20 protein-coding genes are annotated in these 25869 nt (G+C 63.3%); 17 read left to right on the forward strand and 3 right to left on the reverse strand.

Translation table 11 applies throughout. The features are described 5' to 3' along the window. Positions 1 to 552 precede the first annotated feature (552 nt). The 16 genes from G3480_RS04200 (at position 553) to clpX (ending at position 19305) form a co-directional block, all read left to right on the forward strand. Complete coding sequence (locus G3480_RS04200) at positions 553 to 1716, forward strand: efflux RND transporter periplasmic adaptor subunit (RefSeq protein WP_240905578.1); 1164 nt, start codon at positions 553 to 555, stop codon at positions 1714 to 1716. 103 nt (positions 1717 to 1819) lie between these two features. Then, positions 1820 to 5053 carry an efflux RND transporter permease subunit gene (locus tag G3480_RS04205; protein WP_164652423.1) on the forward strand — a complete coding sequence of 1078 codons (3234 nt, stop codon included), beginning with the start codon at positions 1820 to 1822 and terminating at the stop codon, positions 5051 to 5053. A gap of 406 nt (positions 5054 to 5459) precedes the next feature. Continuing rightward, positions 5460 to 7187 carry a circadian clock protein KaiC gene (kaiC, locus tag G3480_RS04210; protein WP_164652424.1) on the forward strand — a complete coding sequence of 576 codons (1728 nt, stop codon included), beginning with the start codon at positions 5460 to 5462 and terminating at the stop codon, positions 7185 to 7187. Beyond that, positions 7184 to 7498 carry a circadian clock KaiB family protein gene (locus tag G3480_RS04215; protein WP_164652425.1) on the forward strand — a complete coding sequence of 105 codons (315 nt, stop codon included), beginning with the start codon at positions 7184 to 7186 and terminating at the stop codon, positions 7496 to 7498. Before kaiC ends, G3480_RS04215 begins: the two co-directional genes overlap by 4 nt. Positions 7499 to 7515: 17 nt before the next feature. Next, positions 7516 to 9915: an ATP-binding protein gene (locus tag G3480_RS04220; protein WP_164652426.1), complete on the forward strand. Its 2400-nt coding sequence runs from the start codon at positions 7516 to 7518 to the stop codon at positions 9913 to 9915. Positions 9916 to 10379: 464 nt separating this feature from the next. Then, positions 10380 to 10904: an exosortase H gene (xrtH, locus tag G3480_RS04225; RefSeq protein WP_164652427.1), complete on the forward strand. Its 525-nt coding sequence runs from the start codon at positions 10380 to 10382 to the stop codon at positions 10902 to 10904. Between the two features lies 1 nt (position 10905). After that, on the forward strand, positions 10906 to 11514 hold the full coding sequence (locus G3480_RS04230; RefSeq protein ID WP_164652428.1) for an exosortase H-associated membrane protein: 609 nt from the start codon (positions 10906 to 10908) through the stop codon (positions 11512 to 11514). A 112-nt stretch (positions 11515 to 11626) separates the two neighbouring features. Next, positions 11627 to 12580 carry a hypothetical protein gene (locus G3480_RS04235; RefSeq protein WP_164652429.1) on the forward strand — a complete coding sequence of 318 codons (954 nt, stop codon included), beginning with the start codon at positions 11627 to 11629 and terminating at the stop codon, positions 12578 to 12580. 147 nt (positions 12581 to 12727) lie between these two features. Continuing rightward, positions 12728 to 13279, forward strand: coding sequence for a hypothetical protein (locus G3480_RS04240; RefSeq protein WP_164652430.1), 552 nt, complete (start codon positions 12728 to 12730; stop codon positions 13277 to 13279). Between the two features lie 334 nt (positions 13280 to 13613). Next, on the forward strand, positions 13614 to 14762 hold the full coding sequence (nifV, locus tag G3480_RS04245; protein WP_164652431.1) for a homocitrate synthase: 1149 nt from the start codon (positions 13614 to 13616) through the stop codon (positions 14760 to 14762). A 21-nt stretch (positions 14763 to 14783) separates the two neighbouring features. Continuing rightward, on the forward strand, positions 14784 to 15566 hold the full coding sequence (cysE, locus tag G3480_RS04250) for a serine O-acetyltransferase (protein WP_164652432.1): 783 nt from the start codon (positions 14784 to 14786) through the stop codon (positions 15564 to 15566). 4 nt (positions 15567 to 15570) lie between these two features. Then, complete coding sequence (locus tag G3480_RS04255) at positions 15571 to 16113, forward strand: hypothetical protein (protein ID WP_164652433.1); 543 nt, start codon at positions 15571 to 15573, stop codon at positions 16111 to 16113. A gap of 186 nt (positions 16114 to 16299) precedes the next feature. Next, positions 16300 to 16644: a nitrogenase-stabilizing/protective protein NifW gene (nifW, locus tag G3480_RS04260; protein ID WP_164652434.1), complete on the forward strand. Its 345-nt coding sequence runs from the start codon at positions 16300 to 16302 to the stop codon at positions 16642 to 16644. Next, positions 16628 to 17101 (forward strand): nitrogen fixation protein NifZ, encoded by a 474-nt coding sequence (locus G3480_RS04265; protein ID WP_164652435.1) that lies wholly within the window; start codon positions 16628 to 16630, stop codon positions 17099 to 17101. The genes nifW and G3480_RS04265 overlap by 17 nt, the downstream gene beginning before the upstream one ends. Before the next feature lie 27 nt (positions 17102 to 17128). Beyond that, positions 17129 to 18022, forward strand: a complete 894-nt coding sequence (nifM, locus tag G3480_RS04270; RefSeq protein ID WP_164652436.1) for a nitrogen fixation protein NifM — start codon at positions 17129 to 17131, stop codon at positions 18020 to 18022. Beyond that, positions 18019 to 19305 (forward strand): ATP-dependent Clp protease ATP-binding subunit ClpX, encoded by a 1287-nt coding sequence (gene clpX / locus G3480_RS04275; protein ID WP_164652437.1) that lies wholly within the window; start codon positions 18019 to 18021, stop codon positions 19303 to 19305. Before nifM ends, clpX begins: the two co-directional genes overlap by 4 nt. 115 nt (positions 19306 to 19420) lie before the next feature. Here the strand turns inward: clpX and G3480_RS04280 are convergent, their stop codons facing one another. Both G3480_RS04280 and G3480_RS04285 read right to left on the reverse strand, forming a co-directional pair. Continuing rightward, positions 19421 to 19870: a hypothetical protein gene (locus G3480_RS04280; RefSeq protein WP_164652438.1), complete on the reverse strand. Its 450-nt coding sequence runs from the start codon at positions 19868 to 19870 to the stop codon at positions 19421 to 19423. Positions 19871 to 20245: 375 nt separating this feature from the next. After that, positions 20246 to 21826 (reverse strand): alpha/beta fold hydrolase, encoded by a 1581-nt coding sequence (locus G3480_RS04285; protein ID WP_164652439.1) that lies wholly within the window; start codon positions 21824 to 21826, stop codon positions 20246 to 20248. Between the two features lie 195 nt (positions 21827 to 22021). On the opposite strand from G3480_RS04285, the gene G3480_RS04290 reads away from it, so the two are divergent. Beyond that, positions 22022 to 22222 carry a Trm112 family protein gene (locus G3480_RS04290; RefSeq protein WP_164652440.1) on the forward strand — a complete coding sequence of 67 codons (201 nt, stop codon included), beginning with the start codon at positions 22022 to 22024 and terminating at the stop codon, positions 22220 to 22222. Between the two features lie 635 nt (positions 22223 to 22857). On the opposite strand, the gene rapA is transcribed toward G3480_RS04290, so the two are convergent. Continuing rightward, positions 22858 to 25638: an RNA polymerase-associated protein RapA gene (gene rapA, locus G3480_RS04295; RefSeq protein ID WP_164652441.1), complete on the reverse strand. Its 2781-nt coding sequence runs from the start codon at positions 25636 to 25638 to the stop codon at positions 22858 to 22860. Between the last annotated feature and the right edge of the window lie 231 nt (positions 25639 to 25869).

The following is a 25869-nucleotide window of genomic DNA, read 5'->3' on the forward strand; positions in this document are numbered from 1 at the left end:
CATGCGTTTTCGTATTAAAGGAACCGGATCGTGAAACCGCGCCTGGTTGATCTCCGCTTTATCCTGCTCAGAAAATTAACAATGATACATAATATGAAATAGGCTCTTGACTTTTATAAATACCGGTTATGGCCATTTAATATAACATCTAGACAGAGATTGCTCTTGTCTCCGCACAACCAAAGCTTTGACTGTACAAGGATGCCTAGTTATCAAATAAAATGACTACAAGCGATCGGCAATATAGTAATTATAAAAATCGCATTTTATTGCTATAGCGAGTATACGAGGCCAAATGACCATTGGGCCAAATGACCCTTGGCTGCAGCCTCCCAGCGCACGCAATGGCCTGTCGGGCCGCGATCATCGCCTGCCCCAACCGCGCGCTCGGCACCTGACCAGTCAGCCGCGTCGGATCCGACCAATCCCCTGCTTATGCTATCCTTCGCGCCCTTCGCCGGGAGGCGGACGCTCGGTTACCCCTCCCGTTCCGCGGCCAATCGAATCGCGGTACCGCAGCTCTATAGACCCTTGGAGGACGTTGTGATCACCATGCCTCACAGATTACTCATCGCCTCGGCAATCGTGGCCGCTGGCGGAGCCTCTCTATTCGGGCTCGTCGCGGCACAGGAGCCAGCTTCCCCGGCACCTGAGGGCGCACCGGCACCGGTTGCTGAGATGATCCCCCCGCCCGCGAACGAAAGCCCGCGCTGGGCGGTGGTCGAGCGCCACAATCTCGGCGGCAATACCACGGTCGGCGGCACCGTGGTCCCCTTGGAGGAGATCACCTTCACCGCACAGATGTCGGGCAATGTCGAGATGATCGCCGGCAACGAGGGCGACTTCTTTAAGCGCGGAACGACCCTCGCGGAACTCGACGAGGCCGGGCTGCGCGCCCAGCGCCAGGCCGCGCTTGCGGCCATCGCCAACGCCCAGGCGACGGTCCGCAATGCCGAAGTCCAATATCAGCGCGAGCGTGAGGAGCCCAGTCCAAAGCAGGGCGGCAACATGATGAGCCAGATGATGCCCATGCCCTTCTTCGGCGGCGACCGCGAGACGGGCGTGACCCGGGGGGCCACGCTGCATCAGTACAGAACACAGATCGAGCAGGCACAAGGCGCGGTGGTCACGGCCCAGGCGCAGCTGCGCGAGGTCGATGCCAAGCTGGAGGACGTCAAGAGCGTCGCGCCATTCGACGGCTACATCACGCACAAGCATGTCAATCCGGGTGACACTGTCCAGCCTGGGCAGCCCTTGCTCAGCTTCGCCGACATGAACCACCTCCAGTTGCAGACCGACGTTCCGACCCGGCTCTCCGCCCCCTTGACGCCAGGCTTCGTGACCAAGGTCAAGCTGGACGACCCGAACCAGACGGTCGTCATGGCACGGGTCGCCCAAGTCTTTCCCATGGCCGACCCGACCCGTCACACGGTCCGCGTCAAGCTCGATCTGCAGGAAGGCGCACCCGCCAAGGCCGGCATGTACGCGGAGGTGCTGATCCCACAGCCAGAGTCCGACATGGGCTCGGCCCCGGCCATCCCGATCTCGGCCCTGGTCTATCGCGGCGGCTTGCCCATGGTCTATGTCCTCGATGCTCAGAACCGACCACGCCTGCACCTGCTCCGCCTCGGTGAGCAGTATGGCGACAGGGTCAGCGTTCTGACCGGGCTCCAGGGTGGCGAGCGCGTCCTGCTCAATCCCGCGGAGGCCGACTGAGCACCCGCCTCGCTCATGCCGAATCCAGACGAGCACGGGCTGAGCCGAGACTTGGCCCGCCCTGTTTTGACTGCGCAGATGCAGCCAGCCTAGAGACACAGTCATGTCAAACAGCACCAGCCATACCGCTGCGGAGGGAGGGCCCAAGCTCGGCCTCGCCGGCCTGACCGCGCGGACCTTCATCCACTCGCCGCTCTCGCCCCTGCTCTTCTTCGCCATGCTGGCCATGGGCATCCTCGGCCTTATGTCGACCCCGCGCCAAGAGGACCCGCAGATCTCGGTGCCCATGGTCGACGTCTTCGTCCAGTACCCGGGCGCCTCCACCGAGCAGGTCGGCAGCCTCGCCGTCGAGCCCCTGGAGCGGCTGCTGTCGGAGATCCCGGGCGTCAAGCACGTCTACTCCGCCAGCGAGCGCGAGCAGGGCATCATCACCGTCCGCTTCAAGGTCGGCGAGGAGATGGGACCATCCCTGGTCAAGGTCCACGACAAGCTCCAAGCCAATCAACAGGTGCTACCGCCGGGTGCCCTGCCGCCGGTCGTCCGCCCCAAGGGCATTGATGACGTGCCAGCCGTGACACTGACGCTCTGGTCCGACGTGCTGGACGACGCCGCCATGCGCGCACTGGGCACCAAGCTGCTCCAGAGCCTGTCGCAGATCCCGAACGCCGGTCAGGGCTTCGTGGTCGGCGGCCGTCACGAGCAGATCCGTGTCGAGGTCGAGCCCCAGCGGCTCGCCGGCTTCGGCGTCACCTTCGACCATATCGCCAACACCATCAAGACTGCCAATGCCGAGCGCCGCACCGGCGATGCCGAGGCCAACGAGCGCCACCTCACGGTCTACACCGGCTCCTTCCTGGAGAACGCCTCGGACGTCGAGCGTCTCATGCTAGGCACCTACAATGGTGCGCCCATCTACATCCGTGACGTCGCGCGCGTCAGCCTGGAGCCGGAGGAGTACCGCCAGCAGGTCAACTACTACACAGGCCCGAGCTACCCCGGCGAGGCTGAGGCGGACGGCATGCCGGCCGTCACCATCGCGCTCGCCAAGAAAGAGGGCAGCAACGGCGTCACCGTCGCCAACGCCATCCTGGACAAGGTCGAGCAGCTCAAGGGGCAGCTGATCCCGGACAACGTGCAGATCGAAGTCACGCGCAACTACGGCCAGACGGCCAACGACAAGGTCAACGAGCTGATCTTCAAGCTGTTCGTGGCCACGGGCGCGGTGAGTTTGCTGGTGCTGCTGGCACTCGGCATCAAGCCGGCCATCGTGGTCACCCTGGTCATCCCCGTGGTGCTGCTCATGACCGTGTTCTCGGCCTGGATCCTGGGCTACACCATCGACCGCGTGAGTCTCTTCGCGCTCATCTTCTCCATCGGCATCCTGGTGGACGACGCCATCGTCGTCATCGAGAACATCTACCGCCGCTGGCTGATGAAGGGCGAAACGGACACGGACACTGCGGTGGCCGCCGTCGCCGAGGTGGGCAACCCGACCATCATCGCCACCCTCACCGTGGTCGCGGCGCTGTTGCCGATGGGCTTCGTCTCCGGCCTCATGGGACCCTACATGGAGCCCATCCCGGCGCTGGGCTCGGCCGCCATGATCTTCTCCCTCTTCGCCGCCTTCGCCTTCACGCCCTGGCTGGCGATGCGCATCAAGCCCGGCCTTGCCGCCATCAAGAAGGCGGAGGAGCGCGAGCACAAGACGGCCGAGACACTGGAAGGTTTCTTCCGCGGACTCTTGATTCCGCTGATCGAGCGCAAGCCCCTGGGCTATGCCTTCCTCATCGGCCTCATCGGCGCCTTCTTCCTGTCCTGCGGCCTCTTCTACGCCAAGGCGGTCGCCTTCAAGATGCTGCCCTATGACAACAAGCCGGAACTCAGCGTGGTGCTGGACATGCCGGAGGGCACAGCGCTCGGCAAGACGGTCAACACCGCCCGGATGCTCGCCGAGCAGGTGCGCGAGATCCCCGAGGTGCTTGCCATCCAGACCTATGCCGGCACCGCCAAGCCCTTCGACTTCAACGGCATGGTGCGCCACTACTACCTGCGCCAGAAACCCTGGCAGGGTGAGATCCAGATCCAGGTCACGGACAAACACGCACGCGAGCGCAGCAGTCACGAGATCGCACTTGAGGTTCGCGAGTTGCTGACGCCGCTGGCCCGCGACCAGGGTGCCCGCATCACCGTCGTCGAGATGCCGCCGGGTCCGCCCGTCCTTCAATCGGTAGTCGCCGAGATCTACGGACCGGACGCCAAGACCCGCCGCCAGGTGGCAACGGACATGACCCGCATGTTCGAAGAGGTGGACAGCCTGGCCGACGTCGACAACTACATGCAGGAGCCCTATGAAGTCCTGCGCTTCGAGGTCGACGCAGAGAAGGCGGTGCGGCTCGGCATCTCGGTCGACACCGTCATCCGCAACCTCGACATGGCGCTCGGTGGCTTCAAGGCCGGCGACGTCAAGCGCGGCAGCCTACTGGAGCCGACCTTCATCACCATCGAGGTCCCGCTGGCCGTGCGCGCCAACCTGCCCCGCCTCGCGGATCTGCCCATCCCGGCGGCGGACGGCCGCGCCATCCCGCTGACGGAACTCGGCAGCTTCGTCAAGACGCAGCAGGACCCCATCGTCTATCACAAAGACCTGCGCCCGCTCGAGTATGTCGTCGGCGACGCCGTCGGCAAGCTGGGCGCCCCGCTCTATCCCATGCTCGAAATGGAGAAGAAGCTGGTCGACTACCGCACCCCGGACGGTGTCACCCTGTCCGGCACCATGTTCAGCGGCGCACCGCCGGACAATGGGAAATCCGGCTTCGAGTGGGGCGGCGAGTGGACCGTGACCTACGAGACCTTCCGCGACATGGGCCTCGCCTTCGGGGTCGCCCTGGTGCTCATCTATATGCTCGTCGTCGCCGAGTTCGGCAATTTCGTCACACCCGGCGTCATCATGGCGCCCATCCCGCTGACACTGCTTGGCATCGTGCCGGGTCACTGGCTGCTCGGCGCGGATTTCACCGCCACCTCCATGATCGGCTTCATCGCGCTCGCGGGCATCATCGTGCGCAACTCCATCCTCCTGGTGGACTTCTCCATCGACGAAGTCTCCCAGGGGCGCAGTGTCACCGAGGCCGTCATCAACGCCTGCAAGGCACGCACGCGCCCCATCCTCATCACGGCGCTCGCCCTGGTGGCCGGCTCCAGTGTTATCCTGACAGATCCTATATTTCAAGGGATGGCGATCTCGCTGCTCTTCGGGGTCTTGGTCTCCACCCTCTTGACGCTGGTCGTCATCCCGCTGGGTTGCGTCAGTGCGGGGAAGTATCTCGTCAGGCGTTAGGCAAATGTCGGAGATTGAAGAGCCTCAGAAACGGCAAGCGCTCGGCGAAGCAAGATCCGCGCCCCGGAATCGGGCTTGGTCAGGAGACTTGGCGGACGCGCCCGTCTTGCGAGAGGCAGAGCACAAGTGGGCGCATCCTTTGAACAGCCGCGCCGCGAATGGACCGCATCAAGCGGGCTTTGCCCATCCTTGGTGACCGTCATTTCGGCTCGATTGTTTCCTGGAAATGACCTGAGCCGCACAGGGCCCGAGGCATGCGGTGTCTCTCCAGGACGCTCGCTTGGTCAGCGCGTTCGAGGAGAAGGGGCCTTGAAGACCGCGGCCCTGACTGACCCGGATGACAGCACGGCCCACCATGTCCAGTGCTACCACCGCAAGGGCGCGGGAACATCATCGGAAACCTGACATGCAGGACACCAGACCGCCCGAGCCATCGGGAATCGCAAAATGCCCCACCGGCATCGCCGGTTTCGATGAGATCAGCCTTGGCGGACTGCCGAGAGGCCGTCCGACGCTGCTCGTCGGCAGCGCAGGCAGCGGAAAGACGCTCTTCGCCTCGCAGTTCCTGGTCAACGGCATCAACTGCGACGACGAGGCTGGCGTCTTCGTCTCCTTCGAGGAGTCCGTCGACGAGCTGGCCGCGAATCTTGGCTCCCTGGCCATCGATCTCAGGGCATTCGAGGCCGCCGGACGCCTCGCCCTCAGGTCAGTTCCCTTGAGCCCCTGCTCGGTCACGGGAGCCGGCGAGTTCGACCTCGAACCGCTCTTCATAAGAATTGGCGCGGCCATCGATGCCGTCGCGGCTAAGCGCGTGGTGCTCGACGGCATCGCAAACCTTTTCGCCATCCTGCCCTCGGAGCACATCCTGCGGACCGAGCTTCAGCGCCTCTTCATCTGGCTAAAGGACCGCGGCGTCACGGCGATCGTCACCGGCGAGCGCGGCATCGACAGCATCAGCCGCCACGGCTTTGAGGAATACATCTCCGACTGCGTCGTTTTGCTCGACCATCGCGTCAACCACCAGATCGCCACCCGCCGCCTGCGCATCGTGAAGTATCGCGGCTCGGCACATGGCGCAGACGAATATCCCTTCCTGCTCGGCGACGAGGGCTTTGTCGTCATGCCCATCAGCTCAGCCGGGCTCGACAGCATGGCCTCCGAGGAGCGGATCTCGACCGGCGTGCCAAGTCTCAATGCCATGCTCGGCGGCGAGGGCTTCTTCCGCGGCAGTTCCATTCTGATCAGCGGCACCAGCGGCACGGGCAAGTCCACCCTGGCGGCTCATGTCATCGCGGCCACCTGCCGCCGCGGCGAGCCTTGCCTCTATGTCGCGATGGAGGAGTCCCCCTCGCAGATCGTCCGTAACATGCGCTCCGTCGGCATCGATCTGCAGCCCTGGATCGATGCCGGCCTACTGCACTTCCACGCCACGCGGGCGCAGAGCTGCGGCCTGGAAACGCATCTGGCGATCATGCACCGTCTGATGCTCGCCGCCACGCCGCGACTGGTCGTGATCGACCCCATCAGCGCCTTCGAAGTGGGCGCTGAAACGCACGAGGTCAAGACGCTGCTGATACGCTCACTCGATCTCTTCAAGCAAGCGGGGATCACCACCCTGGTCACCAGCCTCACGCACGACGGCGACGCCACCTCACAGACCTATCGCGACGCCGGCATGTCCTCCCTGATGGACACCTGGCTGTTCGTGCGCAACCTGGAGCAGGCCGGCGAGCGCACCCGCACGCTCTATGTCATGAAGTCGCGCGGCATGGCCCACTCCAACCAGGTGCGCGAGTTCATCATGACGGCCTCCGGCATCGAGCTGATCGATGTTCACGTCGATCAAGCCGGCCAACTGCTCACCGGCTCAGCGCGAGCGCTGCAGGAAGCCCTGGAGCAAAGCAGTGAGAAGATAAGCGCCGAGAAGGAGACGCATCGTCAGGCGCTGATCCAGCGCAAGCGCGCGCTGATGGAGGCGCGGATCAATGCACTGCGGGCCGAATTCGAGGACGAGATGTTCGCGCTTGAAGCCGACGTCTCGGCCGAGGCCGCAGACAAGGCGGCCAAAGCCCAGGCGCTTAACGCTGCCTCCACGCGGCGCAGCGACAAGAGCGACAAGGGGGATCCCAAATGAGCCCTGATCCCGTCACACCGCCCGACCCGGACGAGAAGTATCACCTCAGACTCTATGTCACCGGGGGGACGACGCGCTCGCGCGCGGCGATCGCGAATCTGCGGCGCATCTGTGAAGAGCACCTGCCGGGACGCCATGCGATCGAGGTCATCGACCTGCTCGAGCAACCCGAACTGGCCGAGGGCGATCAGATCCTGGCCGCTCCCACGCTGATCAGACGCCTGCCCCCGCCCTCACTCAGGGTCATCGGTGATCTGTCCGATACCGAGCGAGTCCTCATCGGCCTGGATTTCCGGCCGAAAGAGACCTGAGCACCGCTGGAGGTGCCATGACGGACCCAGAATCCGATTTGTCGACGACCGAGGTCGAGGCATTGCGACGTCGCCTGGCCGATGCCGAGGCACTGATCGAGGCCCTCAAGAGCGGCGCCGTAGACGCCTTGGTGGGCAGCGACGGCCAGGTGCGGCACATTGGCAAAGACTGGCATCTGCAGGCCTTTTTCGAGGCCATGAACGAGGGCGCGGTGACGCTCGATACGCAAGGCCGCCTCAGCGACATGAACCCGGCCTTTGCACTGCTCCTCGGACTCGACCGCCTGCAGGCCGTCGGGTTGCCCTTTACCGAGCTGGCGAGCGCCGCCGATCGGGCGCATCTCGAGGCGCTGATCAGCGCTCCAGACGACGCCAACGCCGAAATCGCGCTGCGCGCCGCTGACGGCGAGACACGCCCCACGCGCCTCTCACTCAGCCGCCTGCCCCCAGGCGCAGGCGGTCTGCGCTGCCTGGTGGTGGTCGACCTGCGCTCGGCGAAGCGGGCCGAGGCCAAGATCCGCGCCCTCAATGCCGGCTTGGAGGAGCGCGTCGCCGCCCGCACGCAAGAACTCGCGTTGGCCAAGGAGGCGGCCGAAGCGGCCACCCGTCTCAAGAGCGCCTTCGTCGCCAACATGAGCCACGAGATCCGCACGCCGATGAATGCCGTCCTCGGCATGCTCTATCTCGCGCTCAGGCACGACCTCCAGCCAGAGGTGCGCCGCAAGTTGGAGCGGGCGCAAGGTGCGGCGGAGTCTCTGCTGGGCATCATCAACGACATCCTCGATTTCTCGAAGATCGAGGCCGGTAAAGTGGGGATCGAACGGGTCGAGTTCGATTTCCATACCTTGCTAGGGCACCTGGTCGACGCCATCGCCGACCAGGCGGAGCGCAAGGGCATCAAGCTTCTGATCCATCGGGAGGCCAGCATCCCAAAGACCCTGCTGGGCGACCCCCTGCGCATCGGTCAGGTTCTGCTCAACCTGTGCAGCAATGCCCTCAAGTTCACCGAGCAGGGCGAGGTCGAGCTAAGCTTCCGCGCGACTGCGGTCAGCGCGACCGCCTTGACCCTCGAGGTCCGCGTGCGTGATAGCGGCATCGGCATGACGCCCGAGGTGCAGGCCCATCTGTTCCAGGAATTTTCTCAGGCCGAATCATCAACCACACGCCGCTTCGGCGGCACCGGGCTGGGACTCGCGATCAGCAAGAACCTGGTCGAACTCATGAAAGGGCGCCTCTGGGTCGTGGAATCGCGGCCCGATCAGGGTACGACCTTCGGTCTCAGCCTGCCGCTGGGGATCCCCAGCCAGGCTGAGCGGCCGAGCACGGTGGAGTCGCCTGCAAGCCCCGGGGAGGCCGGCACACCGGCACACCTGGAGGGCGCGCGCGTCCTGCTGGTCGAGGACAATGAGATCAATCGCGAGATCGCCACTGAGTACCTGCGCGGAGAGGGGATCTCGGTCGATACGGCGGTGAACGGCCAGGAGGCGCTCGAGCGGGTGCGGGCGCAGGGCTACGACGCCGTGCTCATGGACATCCAAATGCCGGTGATGGACGGCCTGGAGGCGGCGCGCCGCATCCGCGCCATGGCCGAGGCACCCGGCGGCAAGCGCTTCGGCACACTGCCGATCATCGCCATGACTGCGATGGCGATGCCAGAAGACATCAAGCGCAGCCGGGCAGCAGGCATCGACGACCATATCAGCAAACCCGTCGCGCCCACGCACCTAACCGCTGTTCTAAGAAAGTGGCTGCATCGACCAACTCAGCTCGCAGCGGAGCCCGCGAGGGCAGCCGCCAGCGGCGCTTTCGGGGCCACCCTTCCGCCCGATCTGCTCGGGCTCAGCAGCCTGAACGCACCAGAGGGACTCCTGCGCGTCGGCGGCAGCCCTCAGGTCTATCGCCGGCTGCTACGGCTGTTTCGCGAGCGCTATTCCGACGCGGCCGCTGAGCTGCGGCGACTCCTCGCAAACAAGGGCATCCAGGCGACTCAAGCCTACGCCCATGCGCTCAAGGGTGTGACCGGCAACCTCGGCGCGACCGCGCTCTACGCCCAGGTGGCCGACATTGATGCGCAGCTCAAGCAGGGGACTCCGCCGAGTGCTGCCGACCTGCAAGCACTACAGACCCGGCTGCAGACCCTGATCGGAGAGATCGACGGGCTCGCCGCCGCTGAGGTGCACATTCCCGCGCCAACCGACCCAGTCCAACTGCACCAGCACCTGAGACTGCTGGCCGACGCGCTGGAGCGCGACCTGGGTCCGGTGGGACCCTTGCTCAAGGACTTACAGACAGCAGTGGCTGGCAGCGCGCTGGAGTCGGACATCAGCGCCATCGCCGCGCTCGTCGATGTCTTCGATCTCGATGAGGCCCTGTCCCTGATCGCCGACTTGCAGGAGCGACTCCTCGCCTCGCATTGACCCGCGACAGCGCAACTCGCCACCAGCCGCCGCGCATTCAAGCTCGAGCCAAGCATGTTTTCTCGCGAATCTCCCCGAGTCGGTCACCGAACCAGTTCGACTCGCGGACACCCCGCTCCATGAGCCGCCACCCGCTTCCGCAAGCCGGCCTTGAACACCCATTGGTCCAGCCGCGCAGTCGGAGCGGCACTCCCAGGTCGCACGGCCTGACGGACACAGGATGCCAACCAACCGAGTGAGCGATACGATGGTCGACGCCGGTCTGACCGAATATTTACGATTCGCGGCTGATTTCGAACTCCGAAACGGAAGATAATGAGCGCTGACCAGCATTACAGATGCTCAAGCGAATTTCAGGGCAGCAGCGTCGAATTCCGGCAAGGTCGCACGCCTTCACCTGAGTCTGCTTCACCGAACCGAGAACCCGCCTGAGCCGAGAAAACGCCAAGCCCACGGGATGACCCATGACCCGTTTTTTTCTGATTTTTACCCTACTGGTTGTCGTCCCGTTTGCTGCCGAACTGACGCCCATCGTCCAGAGCGTCTTCGTCATGCCCTTCACCTCAGTCATCGCGCGAGCGAGTGCGCTCTTGATGCAGGCGTGGGATGCAGAGGTCCTGGCGCAAGGCAAGATTATTTGGGATGCCTCAAGCGGATTTGCAGTCTCCATCGAGGCCGGATGCAATGGTGTCGAGGCCGGTATCGTGCTGCTGGCGGCCATGCTGGCGTTTCCAGCGACCTGGCAGGAGAAGCTCGCGGGGATCACTGTGGGACTGGTGACGGTGCAGGGCCTCAACTTGATTCGCATCATCACGCTCTTTTACATTGGCCAGTGGAATCAGACCCTCTTCGAATGGGCGCACCTCTACATCTGGCAGGCGCTCATCATGCTGGATGTCCTCGTGGTCTTCCTACTCTGGCTGCGCTGGCTTTCGAAACGCGAGGCGTCAACAACCGCCGCGATACCCGCCAGCAACTTGGACGGCTGAGATGAAGTCACTGCGCCCATTCATTCTCCACACCCTATTCTGGCTGCCCGTCTGCTTCGGAGTCTGGTACTTCTCATCCATCATCTTTGCCGTGCCCCTCGCGAGTCTGGAGAGCGCACTGCTATCGAGCCTGTTCCCGGATGTCATCGATGGCGTTGTCCGTCATGGCAACGCATTGACCGTGCTCACGCTCATTGAGGTACCGACGGCGCAAGGCGCGCCAGCGGGTGAGCTGTTGTTCGACCTCAATCCGCTCAAGTACGGCTATTGCGTACCCTTTTATACGGCCCTGGTCATCGCAACGCCGGCGGATGAGGCGGCAAAACTCATGCGCTGGCTGCTCGGCATGCTCATCCTTACGATGGTTCAGGTCTTTGGGATCAGCACCGAAATCCTCAAAGTGATCGCCTTCCAGCTGGGTGAGCAAGGCACCTCCGCCTTGGATTTTTCGCCCTGGGGCTACGAGGCGTTGGCCTTAGCCTACCAACTGGGTTTTCTGATCATGCCGGCCGTGGTGCCCATCATGCTCTGGCTGGGGCAGTTCGGTGACACTGCGTCGATTTGGCAGCGCTCATCGGCTAAGACGGCGCAACCGGAGAAGAGTCCCTAAACCCAGCCCAGACGCTACTCAGATTCCCCCAAAAAAGCCTCGGCGCAGCCGGTGCCGGAGTCAGGCAGAGAAGATGGTGCGGATCCGAAGCTTCTGGTCAGAGAAATCATGAGTGAAACAGCTGAACAAACATCAATTAGTGATTGTTCCGCAACAAGCCTTGCCCCCAGTGCGTGAGCTGCGCCGCTTCGACACGGCTGCGGCATGCTCGTTTCAGCATGTCTTTCGTGATACGGAAGAAGGGATCGAGCTGCGTTGGAACGCGCGCAACCATCGAAAACAGCGTTCGCACCCACTGAAGACGGCCGATGGGGCCAAGGCTGCTCGGGCAGAGTATCGCTTGCTGGCAGTTCAGTGGCGATCACTTTCCTGGTGGGTGGCAGCAGTCTTTACCCTCGGCAGTCTTGTTTGGCTCATCAACGGGTTGGTGACCGTTCTGCCGTTTTCCGATGAGCCGGCCATCAAGACCGATGTGCCCATTTGGACAGCGGTGCTCGGTGGCGGGATCTTTCTGATCGGCGCCTATCTTTCCTGGTTGGAGGTGCTGAACGCGCAGCGATATGTGTTGCTGTTCCGGGATGATGAGGCCGGGCATAGCCGACCCCTGCACGCCGACGACCATCGTCTTCGGTGGTTTGGACTGCGCCCGGCCAACTGGGGTTATTGGCTGAATCTAGCGCAGTTGCTTGGCGCAACGATCTTCTTCGTGCCCTGCGTGGTCGGCGCGCTATTGGCAACCCACCCCGATCTCGATGCCTTTGCTTGGTTCTGGCTGCCGCAGATGATTGGTGCCATTTGGTTCATGATTGCAGCCTGGATGGCGATGCGTGAAGTGCAGCCGAGCGCGCTAAAACCGGCTTGGGATACGCTCGGTTGGTGGAGTGGCTTGTTCAATCTGTTGGGCGCCATCGGCTTCTTTCTCTGCGCCTGGTTCGGCTTCAAATCCGGTTTCGAGAACCCGATGCTCAGCAATCTCTCGACCTTTCTTGGTTCATGCTGCTTCCTGATCGCCAGTTATCTGATGCTGATCGAGATCATCAACCCAGAGGGTCCGGAAGGCCGATGACAGAAAAGAGATGAGGGAGAAAAGGGGACAGGGAGAAAAGGGGACAGATTTATTTTCGATACCTCCGGTATCAAAAATCATTTACGCACATAGATAAATCCGTCCTCTTTTTTGATTTCCGCACCTGCAAGGAAGTGGCATTTCTATATGACTCAAGATGAGAGACCCGACCAGCAAGCAATCTTAGCCGAAGTATTTGAGTTCTCACCGGCAGATATTGAAGCCAATCGCATGGGCAAGATATCTGCAGCGCAGAAGGCTCGCATCACAGGTAAACACTACGCCAATTCTCGCTTCGCATGGATTGCATTCGCAATTATTTTCGGGCTGGGTTTGCTTGGCTTCTCAGCGGAGATGATTCGCACCGAGAACATGGGTGTCAAATCCTTACTCATATACTCTGGCTTCACGGCTTTCTTCGCCCTGATCGTGTGGGCGTTCATTCTTTACTACCGGCATCAGATGAATCGCACGCTTCGAGAGAGAAAAGTTCAGTCTGTGACAGGTAAAATCCGAATCATCGGGGAACGGGGCGAGAAACTGACGCATTGGTATTTCTGCGTGGGCAATCTTCGGTTTCATATTGAGAGGTCTGACCATCGTATTTTGCTACAAGAATCTGGTGTCGAGGGATGGGCCGCCAGGGTGTATTTTTCTGCACCCTGGCATGGTCTTCTGTCTGTTGTTTTGCAAGCATAATTTGGCGTTGATCATCGGAGCGCTCAAGCGGTTGATTTGACACCGGGCATCCTTCAGGCAAAGCGCCGCTCCCACCGATCGCGCGGTTAGACCAACCGATGATCGAGGCCCTGATCGCTCGCCAGTCGGCCGCCCTAAGAGGAGCAGCGCAACCGCAAAGATCCAGGAGTGTTTTCCTTGGTCATCTCCGCGACAAGCGCTTGCCGACCGCTTTGTCGCAAACCCCTCAATTTCCGACATACCCGATCGTAAGCGACTGAGAAAAAAGACTTCAGGCTAGCGGCACAGGCTTTGCTTAACACTTGACAAGGGCACTTAGGAGTCAGCCAAGGCGATGAAGCAGAGCACGGTCACCATCAACGACACCACATTGCGCGACGGCGAGCAGTCGGCCGGCGTCGCCTTCTCCTTGACGGAGAAGCTGGCAATCGCGCGCGGTCTGGACGCGCTCGGCGTCCCCGAACTCGAGATCGGCATCCCGGCCATGGGCGAGGAAGAGCGCGAATCCATCCGCGCCGTCGCGGCACTGGGGCTGTCCGCCCGCTTGATGGTCTGGACCCGAATGCTGCCGCAAGACATGGCGCTCTGCCGCGACCTCGGCGTCGACATGGTCGATCTCTCCATCCCGCTGTCGGACCAGCAGATCGCACGCAAGCTCGGACGCGATCGCGACTGGGTCCTGCAGCAAATTCGCACCCAGGTGCGCGCGGCCCAAGAACTCGGGCTTGAGGTCTGTGTCGGCGCCGAGGATGCCTCCCGCGCCGACCCCGAGCTGCTCTGGCTGGCCGCCGAGGCCGCTCAAGAGGCCGGTGCCCGCCGCTTCCGCTTCGCCGATACCGTCGGACTCATGGACCCCTTCGGCGTCTTCGAGCGCATTCGCGACCTGCGCGCCATCGTCGACATGGAAATCGAGATGCATGCCCATGACGATCTGGGCATGGCAACGGCCAACACCCTGGCGGCCGTGCGCGGCGGCGCGACCCACGTCAACACCACGGTCCACGGGCTCGGCGAGCGCGCCGGCAATGCGCCGCTGGAAGAGGTGGTCATGGGGCTGAGGCACGCTCACCACATCGAGACCGGCATCGACCTGCATCGCTTCGACAACCTCTCAGAGTTGGTCGCCCAGGCCTCCGGCCGCCCCGTCTGCTGGCACAAGAGCCTGATCGGGATCGGCGCCTTCACCCATGAGGCCGGCATCCACGTCGACGGGCTGCTGAAAGACCCCTTGAACTACCAGGGCGTCGATCCCGCTGAGCTGGGACGCACACACCGCATGGTGCTCGGCAAGCACTCAGGCAAGCGCGCCGTCCAGCAAGTCTATTCGGAGCTGCTGCGCTTCGAGCTCGACACCGACCAGGCGGAGCGCGTGCTGCCCCTGGTGCGGCGCTTCGTCACCGAGACCAAGCGCAGCCCGGAAACAGGCGACCTCAGACGTTTCCTGACCGAGATCGGCCAACCACAGGCAGCACTGCTCCAGTAGTCGGTGCGGGAGACCCCAAACATGAACGAGGCCATTCTAGAGCGACCGACCGGACCAGGCGTCTGGTCGACCATCGCCGAGGACGTGGACTGCATCTTCGAGCGCGACCCTGCCGCGCGCACCCGTTTCGAGGTCTACACGACCTACCCGGGCGTCCACGCCGTGATCCTCTATCGTTTGGCACACCCGCTGTGGCGGCGCAGCTGGCGCTGGCTGCCGCGCTTCATGTCTTACATCGCGCGTATCTGGACCAGCATCGACATCCATCCTGGCGCCGACATCGGCCGCCGCTTCTTCATCGATCACGGCGCTGGCGTGGTGATCGGCGAGACGGCGGAAATCGGCGACGATGTCACCCTCTACCATGGCGTCACCCTGGGCGGCACCTCCTGGCGCAAGGGCAAGCGTCACCCAACGCTGGGAGACGGTTGCGTGGTCGGTGCCGGCGCCAAGATCCTTGGGCCAGTGGTGCTAGGCGAGCACGTCAAGGTCGGGGCCAACTCCGTGGTGATCGGCAATGTGCCGAACGACAGCACGGTGGTCGGCATCCCAGCCAAGGTGGTCAAGTCGCGCAAGTCGCACAACCTCACGCCGCACGGCATCGATCTCGATCATCACCTCATTCCGGACCCGGTCGCCGGGGCCATCTCCTGCCTCTTGGAGCGTATCCGCCACCTGGAGCAAGAAATCGGGATTCACGGCTGCCTGCCGGGCGGCACCGAGCCCAAGGACGAATGCGGGAGCTGCGAGGCCATCCAGGTCTGCGAGCCGCCCACTCGGCCCACCAGCGCGGCGGAGGTCTGAAGCCATGGATCTGCTGGACTTCAGTGGCGAGGACATGTACTTCGACGAACCGGTCAGCCCGGAGGTCGAGGCGCTGCTCGCCGACGCGGCCTGCCGCTATGGCGAGCCAGGTGCCGAGCTGAGTCTGCTACACGCCTATTTCCTCGAGCCCCAGCATCTCACCGTGCTCGTCGCGCTCTATCGCTATTTCTATTATCAGCACCGCTACCAGGACTCCCTCATCACCGCAGATCGCGCCATCGCGCTCAGCGCAGAACGCCTCGGCATCACGGCGCTGTGGTCCGAGCTAACCGAGGAGGACTTGGGCCGCTCCGTGCAGGTCTCCATGTCATTGACACGCTTCCTGCTTCTCGCGCTCAAGGGGGCCGGCTATCTCCTCATGCGACTGAGCCGACCGGCGGAGGCCTTGGAGCGCTTTGAGAAGCTCGCGGAGATCGACACTAGCGATCGGCTTGGCATCAATGAGCTGCTGACCATGGCGCGCAGTGCCGTCGCCGAAGCGCAGATTGCCGGTGCCGGCGACAACGTGCGCTTCCTGGGCCGATGAGATTCCGAGGTTGACGACCAAGACGCCAAACGGACGAGCCAGACGCCAAGCCGAGCGATCTGGACAAAGGCAGTGCAGTCCACCGAATCGGCAGCAAAGACACTGTGGTGGACTTGGCTCTCGCGCATCCACCCCCTGGGGGTGACAACTGAACCCGATAACTTCATCGACCACCCGGAGGCGATCATGACCAACGAAGACTTCGAACTCGATCTGAGCGAGCTTTCCAGCGCCGAGGATTTCCTCGAGTATTTCGACATCGACTACGAGCGCAGCATCGTGCAAGTCAATCGCCTGCATATTTTGCAGCGCTTCCACGACTATTTGGGGCAGGTGGATGAAATGCCCGCGAGTCCCGACGCCAAATGGGCCTTGCATGCAGACCTGCTCAAGGCGGCCTACACAGACTTCGTCACCTCGGACGCCGCCACCGAAAAGGTCTTCCGCGTCTTCACCATGAAGGAGCCCAAGCAAGTCGCTGTGCCGCTCAGCGACCTCATGGAGCAAGTCCCGAATGCGCCCGCAGTATGACTACGGCGACGAGGTCCGCGTCTTGCGCAACGTGCGCAATGACGGGACCTTTCCTGGCGAGCCCACGGGCACCCTGCTGATCCGGCGGGGCAGCACGGGCTACGTCAAGGACGTCGGCACCTTCCTGCAGGACCAGATCATCTACTCCGTGCACTTCCTCGACAGCGACCGCATCATCGGCTGCCGCGAGGAAGAACTCCAACCCGTCGACGCGCCTTGGACCCCCAGCCGCTTCGAGTTCCGCGACCGTGTCGCCGCGTCCCAGCCACTCGGTATCCAAGGGCGCGTCATGGTGGAAACGGGCGAGGTCGGCGAGGTCATCCGCGTCCTGCGCGACCACCCGGGGGGCGTGGCCTATCACGTTCATTTCCCCGATCGCAGTACGCTCATCGTCCCGGAAACGGCCCTCACGGAGCCGCCTCAAGACGAGACCGCAGGGTCCAGCGCAGCCTCCTAGACAAACAACCAGCCCGGCACTATGACCATGAGCCTCTCCCAAGCCACCCAAGAAGAGCCCAGCTCAGAGTACCGCTACCACTTGCTCCGCGCCGCCACCGAGCGCTTTCAGAGCGGACTCGCCGGATTGGACGCGGCGCAGCTGCGGCAAGTCGAGCAGCAGGCCCAGCAGACCTTCGCCTTGGAGAGCCTGGTGCTGTCGACGAGCGAGGCACGGGATACCTTGATTCCCGAGCGGCGCTTGGACGAGGCCGTCGCCGAGATCCGCGACCGCTACCTGGATACAGCCGACTTCACGGCCGAGCTGAACGCCAACGGCCTGGAAGAGACCACGCTGCGTAACGCCTTGCGCCGCGAGCTGGTCTTCGACGCCGTCATGCAGCGGATCGGCAGCCGTGCCGAGCCGGTCACCGAGACCGACGAGCGCCTCTTCTACGAATTGCACCATGAGCGCTTCATCGCCCCCGAGCGTCGCGGCGCGCGCCAAATCCTCATCACCATCAATGAGGAGTATGCGGAGAACGGTCGCGAGGCCGCGCGCGCGCGCATCGATCAGATCGCGGAAACCTTGAAGAAGCGCCCACAAGACTTCGGCAAGCTCGCGCAAGCGCACTCCGAGTGTCCCACGGCCATGCAGCAGGGGCAGCTCGGCACCCTCCCCCGAGGGCAGCTCTACCCAGAGCTGGACGCGACGCTCTTCGCGCTCGAACCAGGGCAGATCAGTGAGGTCGTCGAATCCGAGATCGGCCTTCACCTACTGCTCTGTGAAACGGCCGAGCCGGCCACCACTGTCACCTTCGATCAGGCGCGCACCAGGATCCACGCAATCTTGGCCGCCCGCCAGAGCAAGGACTGTCAGAAGCGCTGGCTCGCAGCGCTCCAGCAACAGGCACCACCGCGAACAGAGGTCTCGACGGCATGAATGACCAGGTCCACAGCTGCTCTTTCTGCGGGGCGCGGCAAGCCCCGGAAACCCCGCTCATCGCGGGCATCGAGGGTCACATCTGCGAGGCCTGCGTCGGCCTGGCCCATCAAGTCATCAGCAGCTGGGGCCGCGCACGCGCGCTGACCGGACCGCTAAAGTCGCCGCCCAAGCCGATCCAGATCAAGGAGCACCTAGACCGCTACGTCATCGGTCAGGAGGCCGCCAAGGAGACCCTGTCGGTCGCCGTCTACAACCATTACAAGCGTCTCGCCGTGGAGGCGAGCAACCCCAAGCGCTCACTCGAGGATGAGGATCGCGTCGAGATCGACAAATCCAACATCCTGCTCCTCGGCCCCTCAGGGACGGGAAAGACGCTGCTCGCGAGCACGCTGGCCCGCATCGTCGGCGTCCCCTTCGTGATCGCCGACGCCACCACCCTCACCCAGGCCGGCTATGTGGGCGAGGACGTCGAGAGCATTCTCGCCCGCCTCTTGGACGCCGCCAACGGCAACCGCGAGGTCGCCGAGTGGGGCATGGTCTACATCGACGAGGTCGATAAGCTGGCACGCCAGGGCGAAACCGCGCACGGGACGCGCGATGTCTCCGGCGAGGGCGTACAGCAGGCGCTCCTCAAGCTGGTCGAGGGCACCCAAGTGAAGCTCGGTGCCAAAGGCCGCAAGGACGGCAACGAGCCCACCTTGATCGACACCCGCAACATCTTGTTCGTGGTCGGAGGCGCCTTCGCCGGACTGGAGAAGGTGCTGAAGCGACGCCGCAAAGAAGACGGATCCGGGATCGGTTTCCACGCCGAGCTGGGGGCTGACGACAGCACTGAGAAGCGCAATCCCGATCTCTACCGCGACACGCACCCTGACGATCTGCGTCAGTTCGGCCTCATCCCAGAGTTCATCGGCCGCTTCCCGGTCATCGTCGGCCTCCACGACCTCGACGAGGCCGCGCTCGTCCGTATCCTGACCGAGCCCAAGAATGCGCTCGTGCGGCAGTATCAGCAGCTATTCGACTTCGAGGGCGTCGGGCTCGAGTTTTCCGCTGACGCACTCACTGCCATCGCGCACAAAGCCATCGATCGGGGGACGGGTGCACGCGGCCTGCGCAGCGTCTTGGAGGCATTGTTGCAACGCCCCATGTTCGAGCTGCCTTCGCTCCAAGGCGTTGTCGGCTGTCGGGTGGACGCGGATGCGGTCCTTGGCGCGAGCGCGGTGGAATGGTGCTACGCGGAGTCGGGAGCGGAAGGCACACGAGCTGAGGCCGGTGCCTGAGACAAGCGTCGGCGCCTAGTAGGCGCCGACTGGGTCACGGCGAATTCGCTCGCTTTCTAAGTCTGCGGATTCAGCAAGAAGCTGCCCGGCGCCAGCATCTGACTGGCGACCGCGATCAAGCCACCTGCTTGTCATCGTCACCCTCAACCTTACGGAGCAAGGGATAGAGATGCTCCGTCTCGCGCTGAATCCTGTCCATGACCAAGGCGAACATCTGCTCGGTATCCTGCAGGAAGGAGGTGTAGTCGCTAATGGTCAGCGCATGACGCTTCTGAGAGCACCACTCCTTCACGTAAGCCCCGAAGATGCGCTTGATCTCAGTGGATCCCGACAAGAAGCGGTTGGCGGTGTTCTTGACTTTCTGGTCCGGGTACGAAATGAGTGCGCCGCAGATATCGCGATCCACGAGTTCCATGTGCTCGCGAATCCGATTGGTGAGGTCGAAGAAGACGTCGCAGGCGACATCGGTGTCGCACATCGAGCGCTCACGGACGAGATAGAGAAAGACGTTGGATAGCTCAGTGATCTTATGGTTCTGAGCATGTAATTGTGCAAAAGCGACCATCTTGATACTCCTCCGGTCGGTCGGTAGAACAGCAGCCTAGGTTTCTTAATTCGCTCCGCGCTGGGAGGCTTTGTCCTTCAGAGGTCGCTACGAACGCAGGTCGTGATTCTGCCAACGACTCCAGCAAACCGCAGCGGTTCCCGCATCTTACGCCAAACCCCATCTTGAATATAGGTCATGCGCGATCAACTTTTCTTCACCCTGCAAACACTGAGTTAATCAGCCTGCGCAATTCAGCTTCCTGCGGCAGGAGGCTTGATTCAAGGACCCGCAACAGGATCGCGCAGAGGTCAAGGCTGACCCAGGAATCAGGCCCGGCCTGCCAAACATCATGCCCTTCCCCTCAGCTATCTGATGGCGATCATCCTGGACGAGTCAAGGCTCAACGAGCGGAAAGGTCACGGCCGTCGCCACGGCAAAGGCGATCGCGCTGGCAACAGCCCCGACCCAGGGATGCTGGGTGCGACCGTACACCCATGCGCTCATCAGCCCGTAGACGACGAAGAAGACCAAAATCGCCGGCACGATGATGATCAGGAAGAACAGCTCGTTGAGATTGAGCATGACCGCCAGGAGCAAGGAAAGCAGGAAGAGCACCTTGGTCAAGACCGAGCCGCCCCGAGCCGCGCCCTCGCCGCGTGTCAGCCACTCGTCCGCCATGAAATAGGACAGCGTCCCGCCGAGCATCGCGATCACCACCCAGATGCGCGCGACACCCGGCAGCAAGGCCGTGACGAAAGTGTCCGTGGAGAGCCCGAAGGCCAAGGTGAAATAGGCGGCGGTCATGGCGGTCGCCAGTGCGTAGTGCCCCAACCGAACCACACCGAGCCGAGCCTCACCCGAAGAAAATGGACCGCAACGCATCGCCCACAGCCCGAGCGCGGTGATCGCTCCGTAGACCGCGAAATGCAAGGCGAGATAGTCGCCGATCAGCACGGGTAGGAAGTCCGTCGGCAGCTTCCAGAGGATGAGTGGCGTCATCACGGCCGGCGCAATCGCCACCGGCAGCAGGCGCCGCCAGCGCAGCCCGGCACCGGCTGGACGCTCGACGACTACGGGCAGCAACCGCGACAGTGGCCAGGCAAGCCCGAGCAGCCCCAGGTAGAGCAGGCCGAGCCAGGGACCGCGCGCATCGATGAAGCCGCTACCACTGCGGTCGAAGGTCTGATCGAGCCACTCAATCGCGGCCTGCAGTCCCTCACCCGCGTAGAGCACACCGATGTGCTCGACGCCTTCGGCCAGCAGCAAGCGACGTCCGCTGCCCTCAGCCACACTTCCCAGCGTCACTCCAGGCTCGACAGGCCGATCATCAGCCCCTTCCGCCAAGACCTTCAGCCCCTGCTGATGCAGCATCTCCGGCTCGAGCGCGCCATAGATCAGCAGCAGATTGTGAAGCTCGGCCGTTTGCGTATCCGTCGACAGGTAGGGCGACAGCAGAACCAAGGCGGAGACCTGATCCGGATGCGCCTGGGCAAAGCGCGCCAGGACATCCCCGGCCATGGAGTGACCAACCAGGGCGAGACGGCCGTCCACCCCCGGCTCCGACAAGGCCAAATCCAAGGCAGGCCGCAGGGCAGCGAGCAGAATGCCTAACCGCTTCTCCTGATCCATCAGGCTCGAGACGAAGGGATCCGCATTGCGCCCGTGGCCGGGAAAATCGAAGGTGACCACGACGTAGCCATTGCGCGCCAGCGTGGTCGCGTAGGGCTGCATCAGCTGCTGGGATCCGGCAAATCCATGCGCGATCACTACCGCCGGGGCGGCAGAGGCTTGGCGCGGCCGATAGACCGTCAGCGGAAGGTTGCCGATCTCCACCCTCCTTACCTCCAGGCCCTGGGTCGTGGCAGCGAGCTGCCAGAGACCGGCCGCAATGGCTGCGAGCGCGGCTACCGCAACCAGGGCAGCCAGACGACCACGAAGCGACGGACCGGCCGATGTTCTTAACGAAGGCAACACGCTGAACTCCTTGGAAACACCCGCTCATCGACCGTCCGCCAACAGCCAAGACCAGCACGGCCAAGCTGCGCTTGCGAAAACGCAAAAAAGCCTCGCCAATACAAAGCTTTGAGCTGAAAGCTGACGGCCGCCAGCTGGTTCTAGGTTAAACTCCCCACTGAGCACACATAGAACTCTCTGCGGAGCAATCAAGCCATGCTAGACAAGAAGCTACTCGACATCCTCGTCTGCCCCGTGACCAAGGGTCCCTTGATCTTCGATCGGGACCGGGCAGAACTCATCTCTCTGTCGGCGCAGCTCGCCTACCCCATCCGCGACGACATTCCGGTGATGCTCGAAGAGGAGGCGCGCCAACTTTCGCTGGAAGAGATGGACGGCTACCGCGCGGCTCGTTAGCCATTCGGAGCCCAAGGGCCGGCGCAAATCGATTCGTTCCAGAGTCGGCATTGCGCCAGCTCAGATCCACGGCCACCTGCTGTTCTGAGCGACAGCGGCAAAGCCCGACGAGGCGAGTCGCACCGACACCGGCTTGGCGATGAAGAAGCCTTGGAGGCTGTCACAGCCAAGCTCCTTGGCCGGATCTCAATCGGCTTGCGTCTCCATCCCCTCCATCACACGCCACCCCCTCCACCACACGCCATGCCCTCCGCCACAATCGAGAGATTCATGCGCTTGGCAAGTGTCCATCAATTGTTTCCCGATGCGAGCGATGCCGCCCGAAATCCCCCCGAGCCCCCCTTTGCGAAAGGGGGGAAGTTGTTGATGGACGCTTTCTTGGCGAGCTGAACGTTGGACGCGAAGATGGCGTACGCCATCCATTTCAGACATGTTCAGGTCACAGATAAGGGCGTTGATCATCGGGCCGCCCAGTCGGTTGAGCGGACGCCGCGCATCCTTGAAGCAAAGCGACGTGGGAGCGGCGCCCCGTCGCGGCGGGGCGCCGCGCCCACCGACCGCGCGATTGGACCAAAGGATGACCGAGGCCCAGATAACGCGTATCGATCACGGCCCCCACAGGCACCCGCCGCTCCTCAGGCCGTCACCAAGACCCTGGCGGCGTCGATGCGCAAGTGGGTCTGGGCCAGGTAGGCATCGAGCCGGGCGCGTTTCTCAGTCAGTCGATCGATCTCATCCCGGCGGACGCTGGGATTGACCTGAGCCAGTGCGACCAGGCGCTCCAGCTCTTCGCCCAGCACCGCCTGCATGCGCGCCGTCGCGTCGCGCTGGAGCTGCTCGACCTGCTCGCGCGCCAGTGTCTCGCCGCGCGCGAGCATCTCAGTCAAGCGGGGGACCTGGGACTTGATGACCTGCCGGGCCAGCTTGAGGTTGCGGGTCAGGCAATCCCCTCTGATGGCCTCGTGGGAAATCTCGGCCGCGTGATCCTTGCCGTCGCCATCGAGCAGTAGCCGCACGAGCGTGGGCGGCAGAAAGCGCCCGACCTGCAGCTCCGGCGGCGCCGGGCACTCGGCGACGTAGAGCAGCTCCAACAAGAGGGTGGCGCGCTTGAAGCGCGCGTCCTTGATGAGGACGAGCCCGGAGGTGCCTAAATCAGAGGCGGTCAACAGCTCCATGGCCTCGCGCACCAGGGGGTGCTCCCAGGTGAGAAACTCACGGTCCTCATGCGCCAAGGCGCCGGCACGCTCGAAGGTGGCGGTGAGGCCATCCTCGGGCAGCCGGGGAAAGTGCTCTTGGAGCATCTGACTCCCGGGGCGCACGACGAGCGAGCCGCCCGCACCCGACTCATGCTCGACACCGAAGGCGTCCCAAAACCGTGTCAGGTAGTCCACCACCGTACGGCTGGCATCGATCTCTTCAATGCTGTCGACCAGGGCCAGGTCAGTCTTGGCGCGATGCGAGTGGATCTCCAGCAGACGATCGCGTCCGGCGGACAGCTCGCGATTGAGCCGCTCGGTCAAGGCGCGCGCCTCGGCGATCAAGGTATCGACGTCACCCGGATTCTCCAGCGCGCGCAGCAGCGCCGGCCCCTGCTCGGCCAGCACCGCCGATGCCGCGGGACAGCTGTGCTCGAAGGCATTGAGCCCCTCGGCATACCAGCGAAAGAGCACCTCGCTAGGACAGCCCAAGAAGTAGGGCACATGGATGCGAATGGTCTGGGTCTGCCCGATGCGATCGAGACGACCGATACGCTGCTCCAAGAGATCGGGGTCCAGCGGCAGATCGAACAGGATCAGATGGTGGGCGAACTGAAAATTGCGCCCCTCGCTCCCGATCTCCGAGCACAGCAGGAGCTGGGTACCATCCTCGACGGCCGCGAAATAGGCCGCCGCGCGGTCGCGCTCGACGATCTCCATTCCCTCGTGAAACACCGCAGCATAGATCCCCGCGTTGCACAGCAGCGCCTCGCGCAGCTTGAGTACGGTCTCCGCGTGGGCGCAGATCAAGAGCACCTTGGCCGGACGCAGCGCCTTCAAGCGCTGGATCAGCCAATCGACACGGGGATCTACGTCAATCCAATCCCCGCCCAGCACGCGCTCCGGCGTCAGACGCTCAACAGCCTGCGCCGACAATGCATCGAATTCCGGCGGCTTCGGCAGCGGGTGAGGGATGAGCTGGCGCTCCGGAAAACCTGGAATCGAGGCGCGCGTATTACGGAAGAGCACGCGCCCGGTCCCGTGGCGATCGAGCAGGTGCGCGATGATCTCCTCGCTCCCCTGGCCCTGGACGTCACCCAGCAGGGACTCCAGCAAGCCTTGGTCGGCAGCGCTTAGAGGCTCACCATCGAGCAGTCGAGCGGCCAGATCGGCGACCGGGGCATAGTGCGCCTCTTCTTCAAGGAAGACCTGGTAGTCGTGGAAGCGATCCGGATCCAGCAGCCGCAGTCGGCCGAAATGGCCCGCACGCCCCAGTTGCTCCGGCGTTGCGGTGAGCAGCAGGACACCGGGCGTCACCTGCGCCAACGCCTCGATGAGGTCGTACTCCAAGCTGGAGTCAGTCTCGGACCAGGCAAGGTGATGGGCCTCGTCGACGACGAGCAAATCCCATTGCGCCTCGAGGGCCGCGCGTGCGGCGTCCGGGCTCCCGGCGATGAGGTCGAGACTGCAGAGGACCTGCTGCTCATCCTGAAAGGGATTGACGTCGGTGATGGCGTCGAAGCGCTCGCGATCGTAGAGCGCGAATCTCAGGTTGAAACGGCGCCGCATCTCGACCAGCCACTGATGCAGCAAGGGCTCAGGCGTCACGATGAGGACGCGGCGCGCCTGCCCGGTGAGCAGCATGCGGTGCAGGATGAGCCCGGCCTCGATGGTCTTGCCAAGCCCGACCTCATCGGCCAGCAGCACCCTGGGGGCCTCGCGCCCGGCGACCTCGGCGGCGATGTGCAGCTGGTGCGGGATGAGCGCGACACGCGCCCCGAGTAGGCCCAAGGCCGGCGAGCCGGCCTCGCGCATGCCCTGCATCCAGGTGCGGTAGCGCAGCGAGAACCAATGGTCACTGTCGATCCGGCCCGACAAGAGGCGCTGCTGGGGCCGATTGAAGCGCATCCGGTCGTCCAGCTTGGCCTCGGGCAGCACGACGCTGCGGCCGTCCAGATCCTCGCACAGATAGGTGATGAGTCCAGCGTCGTCCTGCGTGCCGATCACGCAGAGCTTGCGGCCGTTGTGGTCGCGGACGCGCTCGCCCGGCCCCAGCTCCACGCGCACCAGGGGCGCATCACGCATCGCATAGAGTCTGGTCTCGCCCGTCGCCGGAAAGGCGATCTGCACGCAGCGCCCATCCGTCGACATAACAATGCCCAGGCCGAGTTCGGCCTGGGTCTCGCTCAGCCAGCGCTGGCCAGGCACGAATTCTTGCATCTTTCTCTAAGTCACCGGAGCTATCATCAAACAGCCTTCCATGCTAACACCCCGTGCGACCGCGACCCAATGCTATGCACGCGTGACCGAGCGAATGCGCCTGGGAGCCTGTCCGACTTAGGATGAATCGGCTGCGGAATCGGGAGAACGGTCCCTTTCGCCCCGCTTTTTCGTTACATAGAACCACTATGCGCCTCAAAACCGGAACGAAATGGCCTCGCTCTCCCACTT

The organism is Thiorhodococcus mannitoliphagus (assembly GCF_010915725.1).
In the GTDB taxonomy this organism is placed as follows: domain Bacteria; phylum Pseudomonadota; class Gammaproteobacteria; order Chromatiales; family Chromatiaceae; genus Thiorhodococcus; species Thiorhodococcus mannitoliphagus.

Excerpts from the sequence above, each read along its gene's own strand:
- nifW (WP_164652434.1), top strand. The coding sequence starts at position 16,300 with ATGACCAACGAAGACTTCGAACTCGATCTGAGCGAGCTTTCCAGCGCC.
- G3480_RS04220 (WP_164652426.1), top strand. The coding sequence starts at position 7,516 with ATGACGGACCCAGAATCCGATTTGTCGACGACCGAGGTCGAGGCATTG.
- G3480_RS04240 (WP_164652430.1), top strand. The coding sequence starts at position 12,728 with ATGACTCAAGATGAGAGACCCGACCAGCAAGCAATCTTAGCCGAAGTA.
- nifM (WP_164652436.1), top strand. The coding sequence starts at position 17,129 with ATGAGCCTCTCCCAAGCCACCCAAGAAGAGCCCAGCTCAGAGTACCGC.
- kaiC (WP_164652424.1), top strand. The coding sequence starts at position 5,460 with ATGCAGGACACCAGACCGCCCGAGCCATCGGGAATCGCAAAATGCCCC.
- G3480_RS04205 (WP_164652423.1), top strand. The coding sequence starts at position 1,820 with ATGTCAAACAGCACCAGCCATACCGCTGCGGAGGGAGGGCCCAAGCTC.
- xrtH (WP_164652427.1), top strand. The coding sequence starts at position 10,380 with ATGACCCGTTTTTTTCTGATTTTTACCCTACTGGTTGTCGTCCCGTTT.
- clpX (WP_164652437.1), top strand. The coding sequence starts at position 18,019 with ATGAATGACCAGGTCCACAGCTGCTCTTTCTGCGGGGCGCGGCAAGCC.
- G3480_RS04265 (WP_164652435.1), top strand. The coding sequence starts at position 16,628 with ATGCGCCCGCAGTATGACTACGGCGACGAGGTCCGCGTCTTGCGCAAC.
- G3480_RS04255 (WP_164652433.1), top strand. The coding sequence starts at position 15,571 with ATGGATCTGCTGGACTTCAGTGGCGAGGACATGTACTTCGACGAACCG.
- cysE (WP_164652432.1), top strand. The coding sequence starts at position 14,784 with ATGAACGAGGCCATTCTAGAGCGACCGACCGGACCAGGCGTCTGGTCG.
- G3480_RS04280 (WP_164652438.1), bottom strand. The coding sequence starts at position 19,870 with ATGGTCGCTTTTGCACAATTACATGCTCAGAACCATAAGATCACTGAG.
- G3480_RS04230 (WP_164652428.1), top strand. The coding sequence starts at position 10,906 with ATGAAGTCACTGCGCCCATTCATTCTCCACACCCTATTCTGGCTGCCC.
- rapA (WP_164652441.1), bottom strand. The coding sequence starts at position 25,638 with ATGCAAGAATTCGTGCCTGGCCAGCGCTGGCTGAGCGAGACCCAGGCC.
- G3480_RS04200 (WP_240905578.1), top strand. The coding sequence starts at position 553 with ATGCCTCACAGATTACTCATCGCCTCGGCAATCGTGGCCGCTGGCGGA.
- G3480_RS04215 (WP_164652425.1), top strand. The coding sequence starts at position 7,184 with ATGAGCCCTGATCCCGTCACACCGCCCGACCCGGACGAGAAGTATCAC.
- nifV (WP_164652431.1), top strand. The coding sequence starts at position 13,614 with ATGAAGCAGAGCACGGTCACCATCAACGACACCACATTGCGCGACGGC.
- G3480_RS04290 (WP_164652440.1), top strand. The coding sequence starts at position 22,022 with ATGCTAGACAAGAAGCTACTCGACATCCTCGTCTGCCCCGTGACCAAG.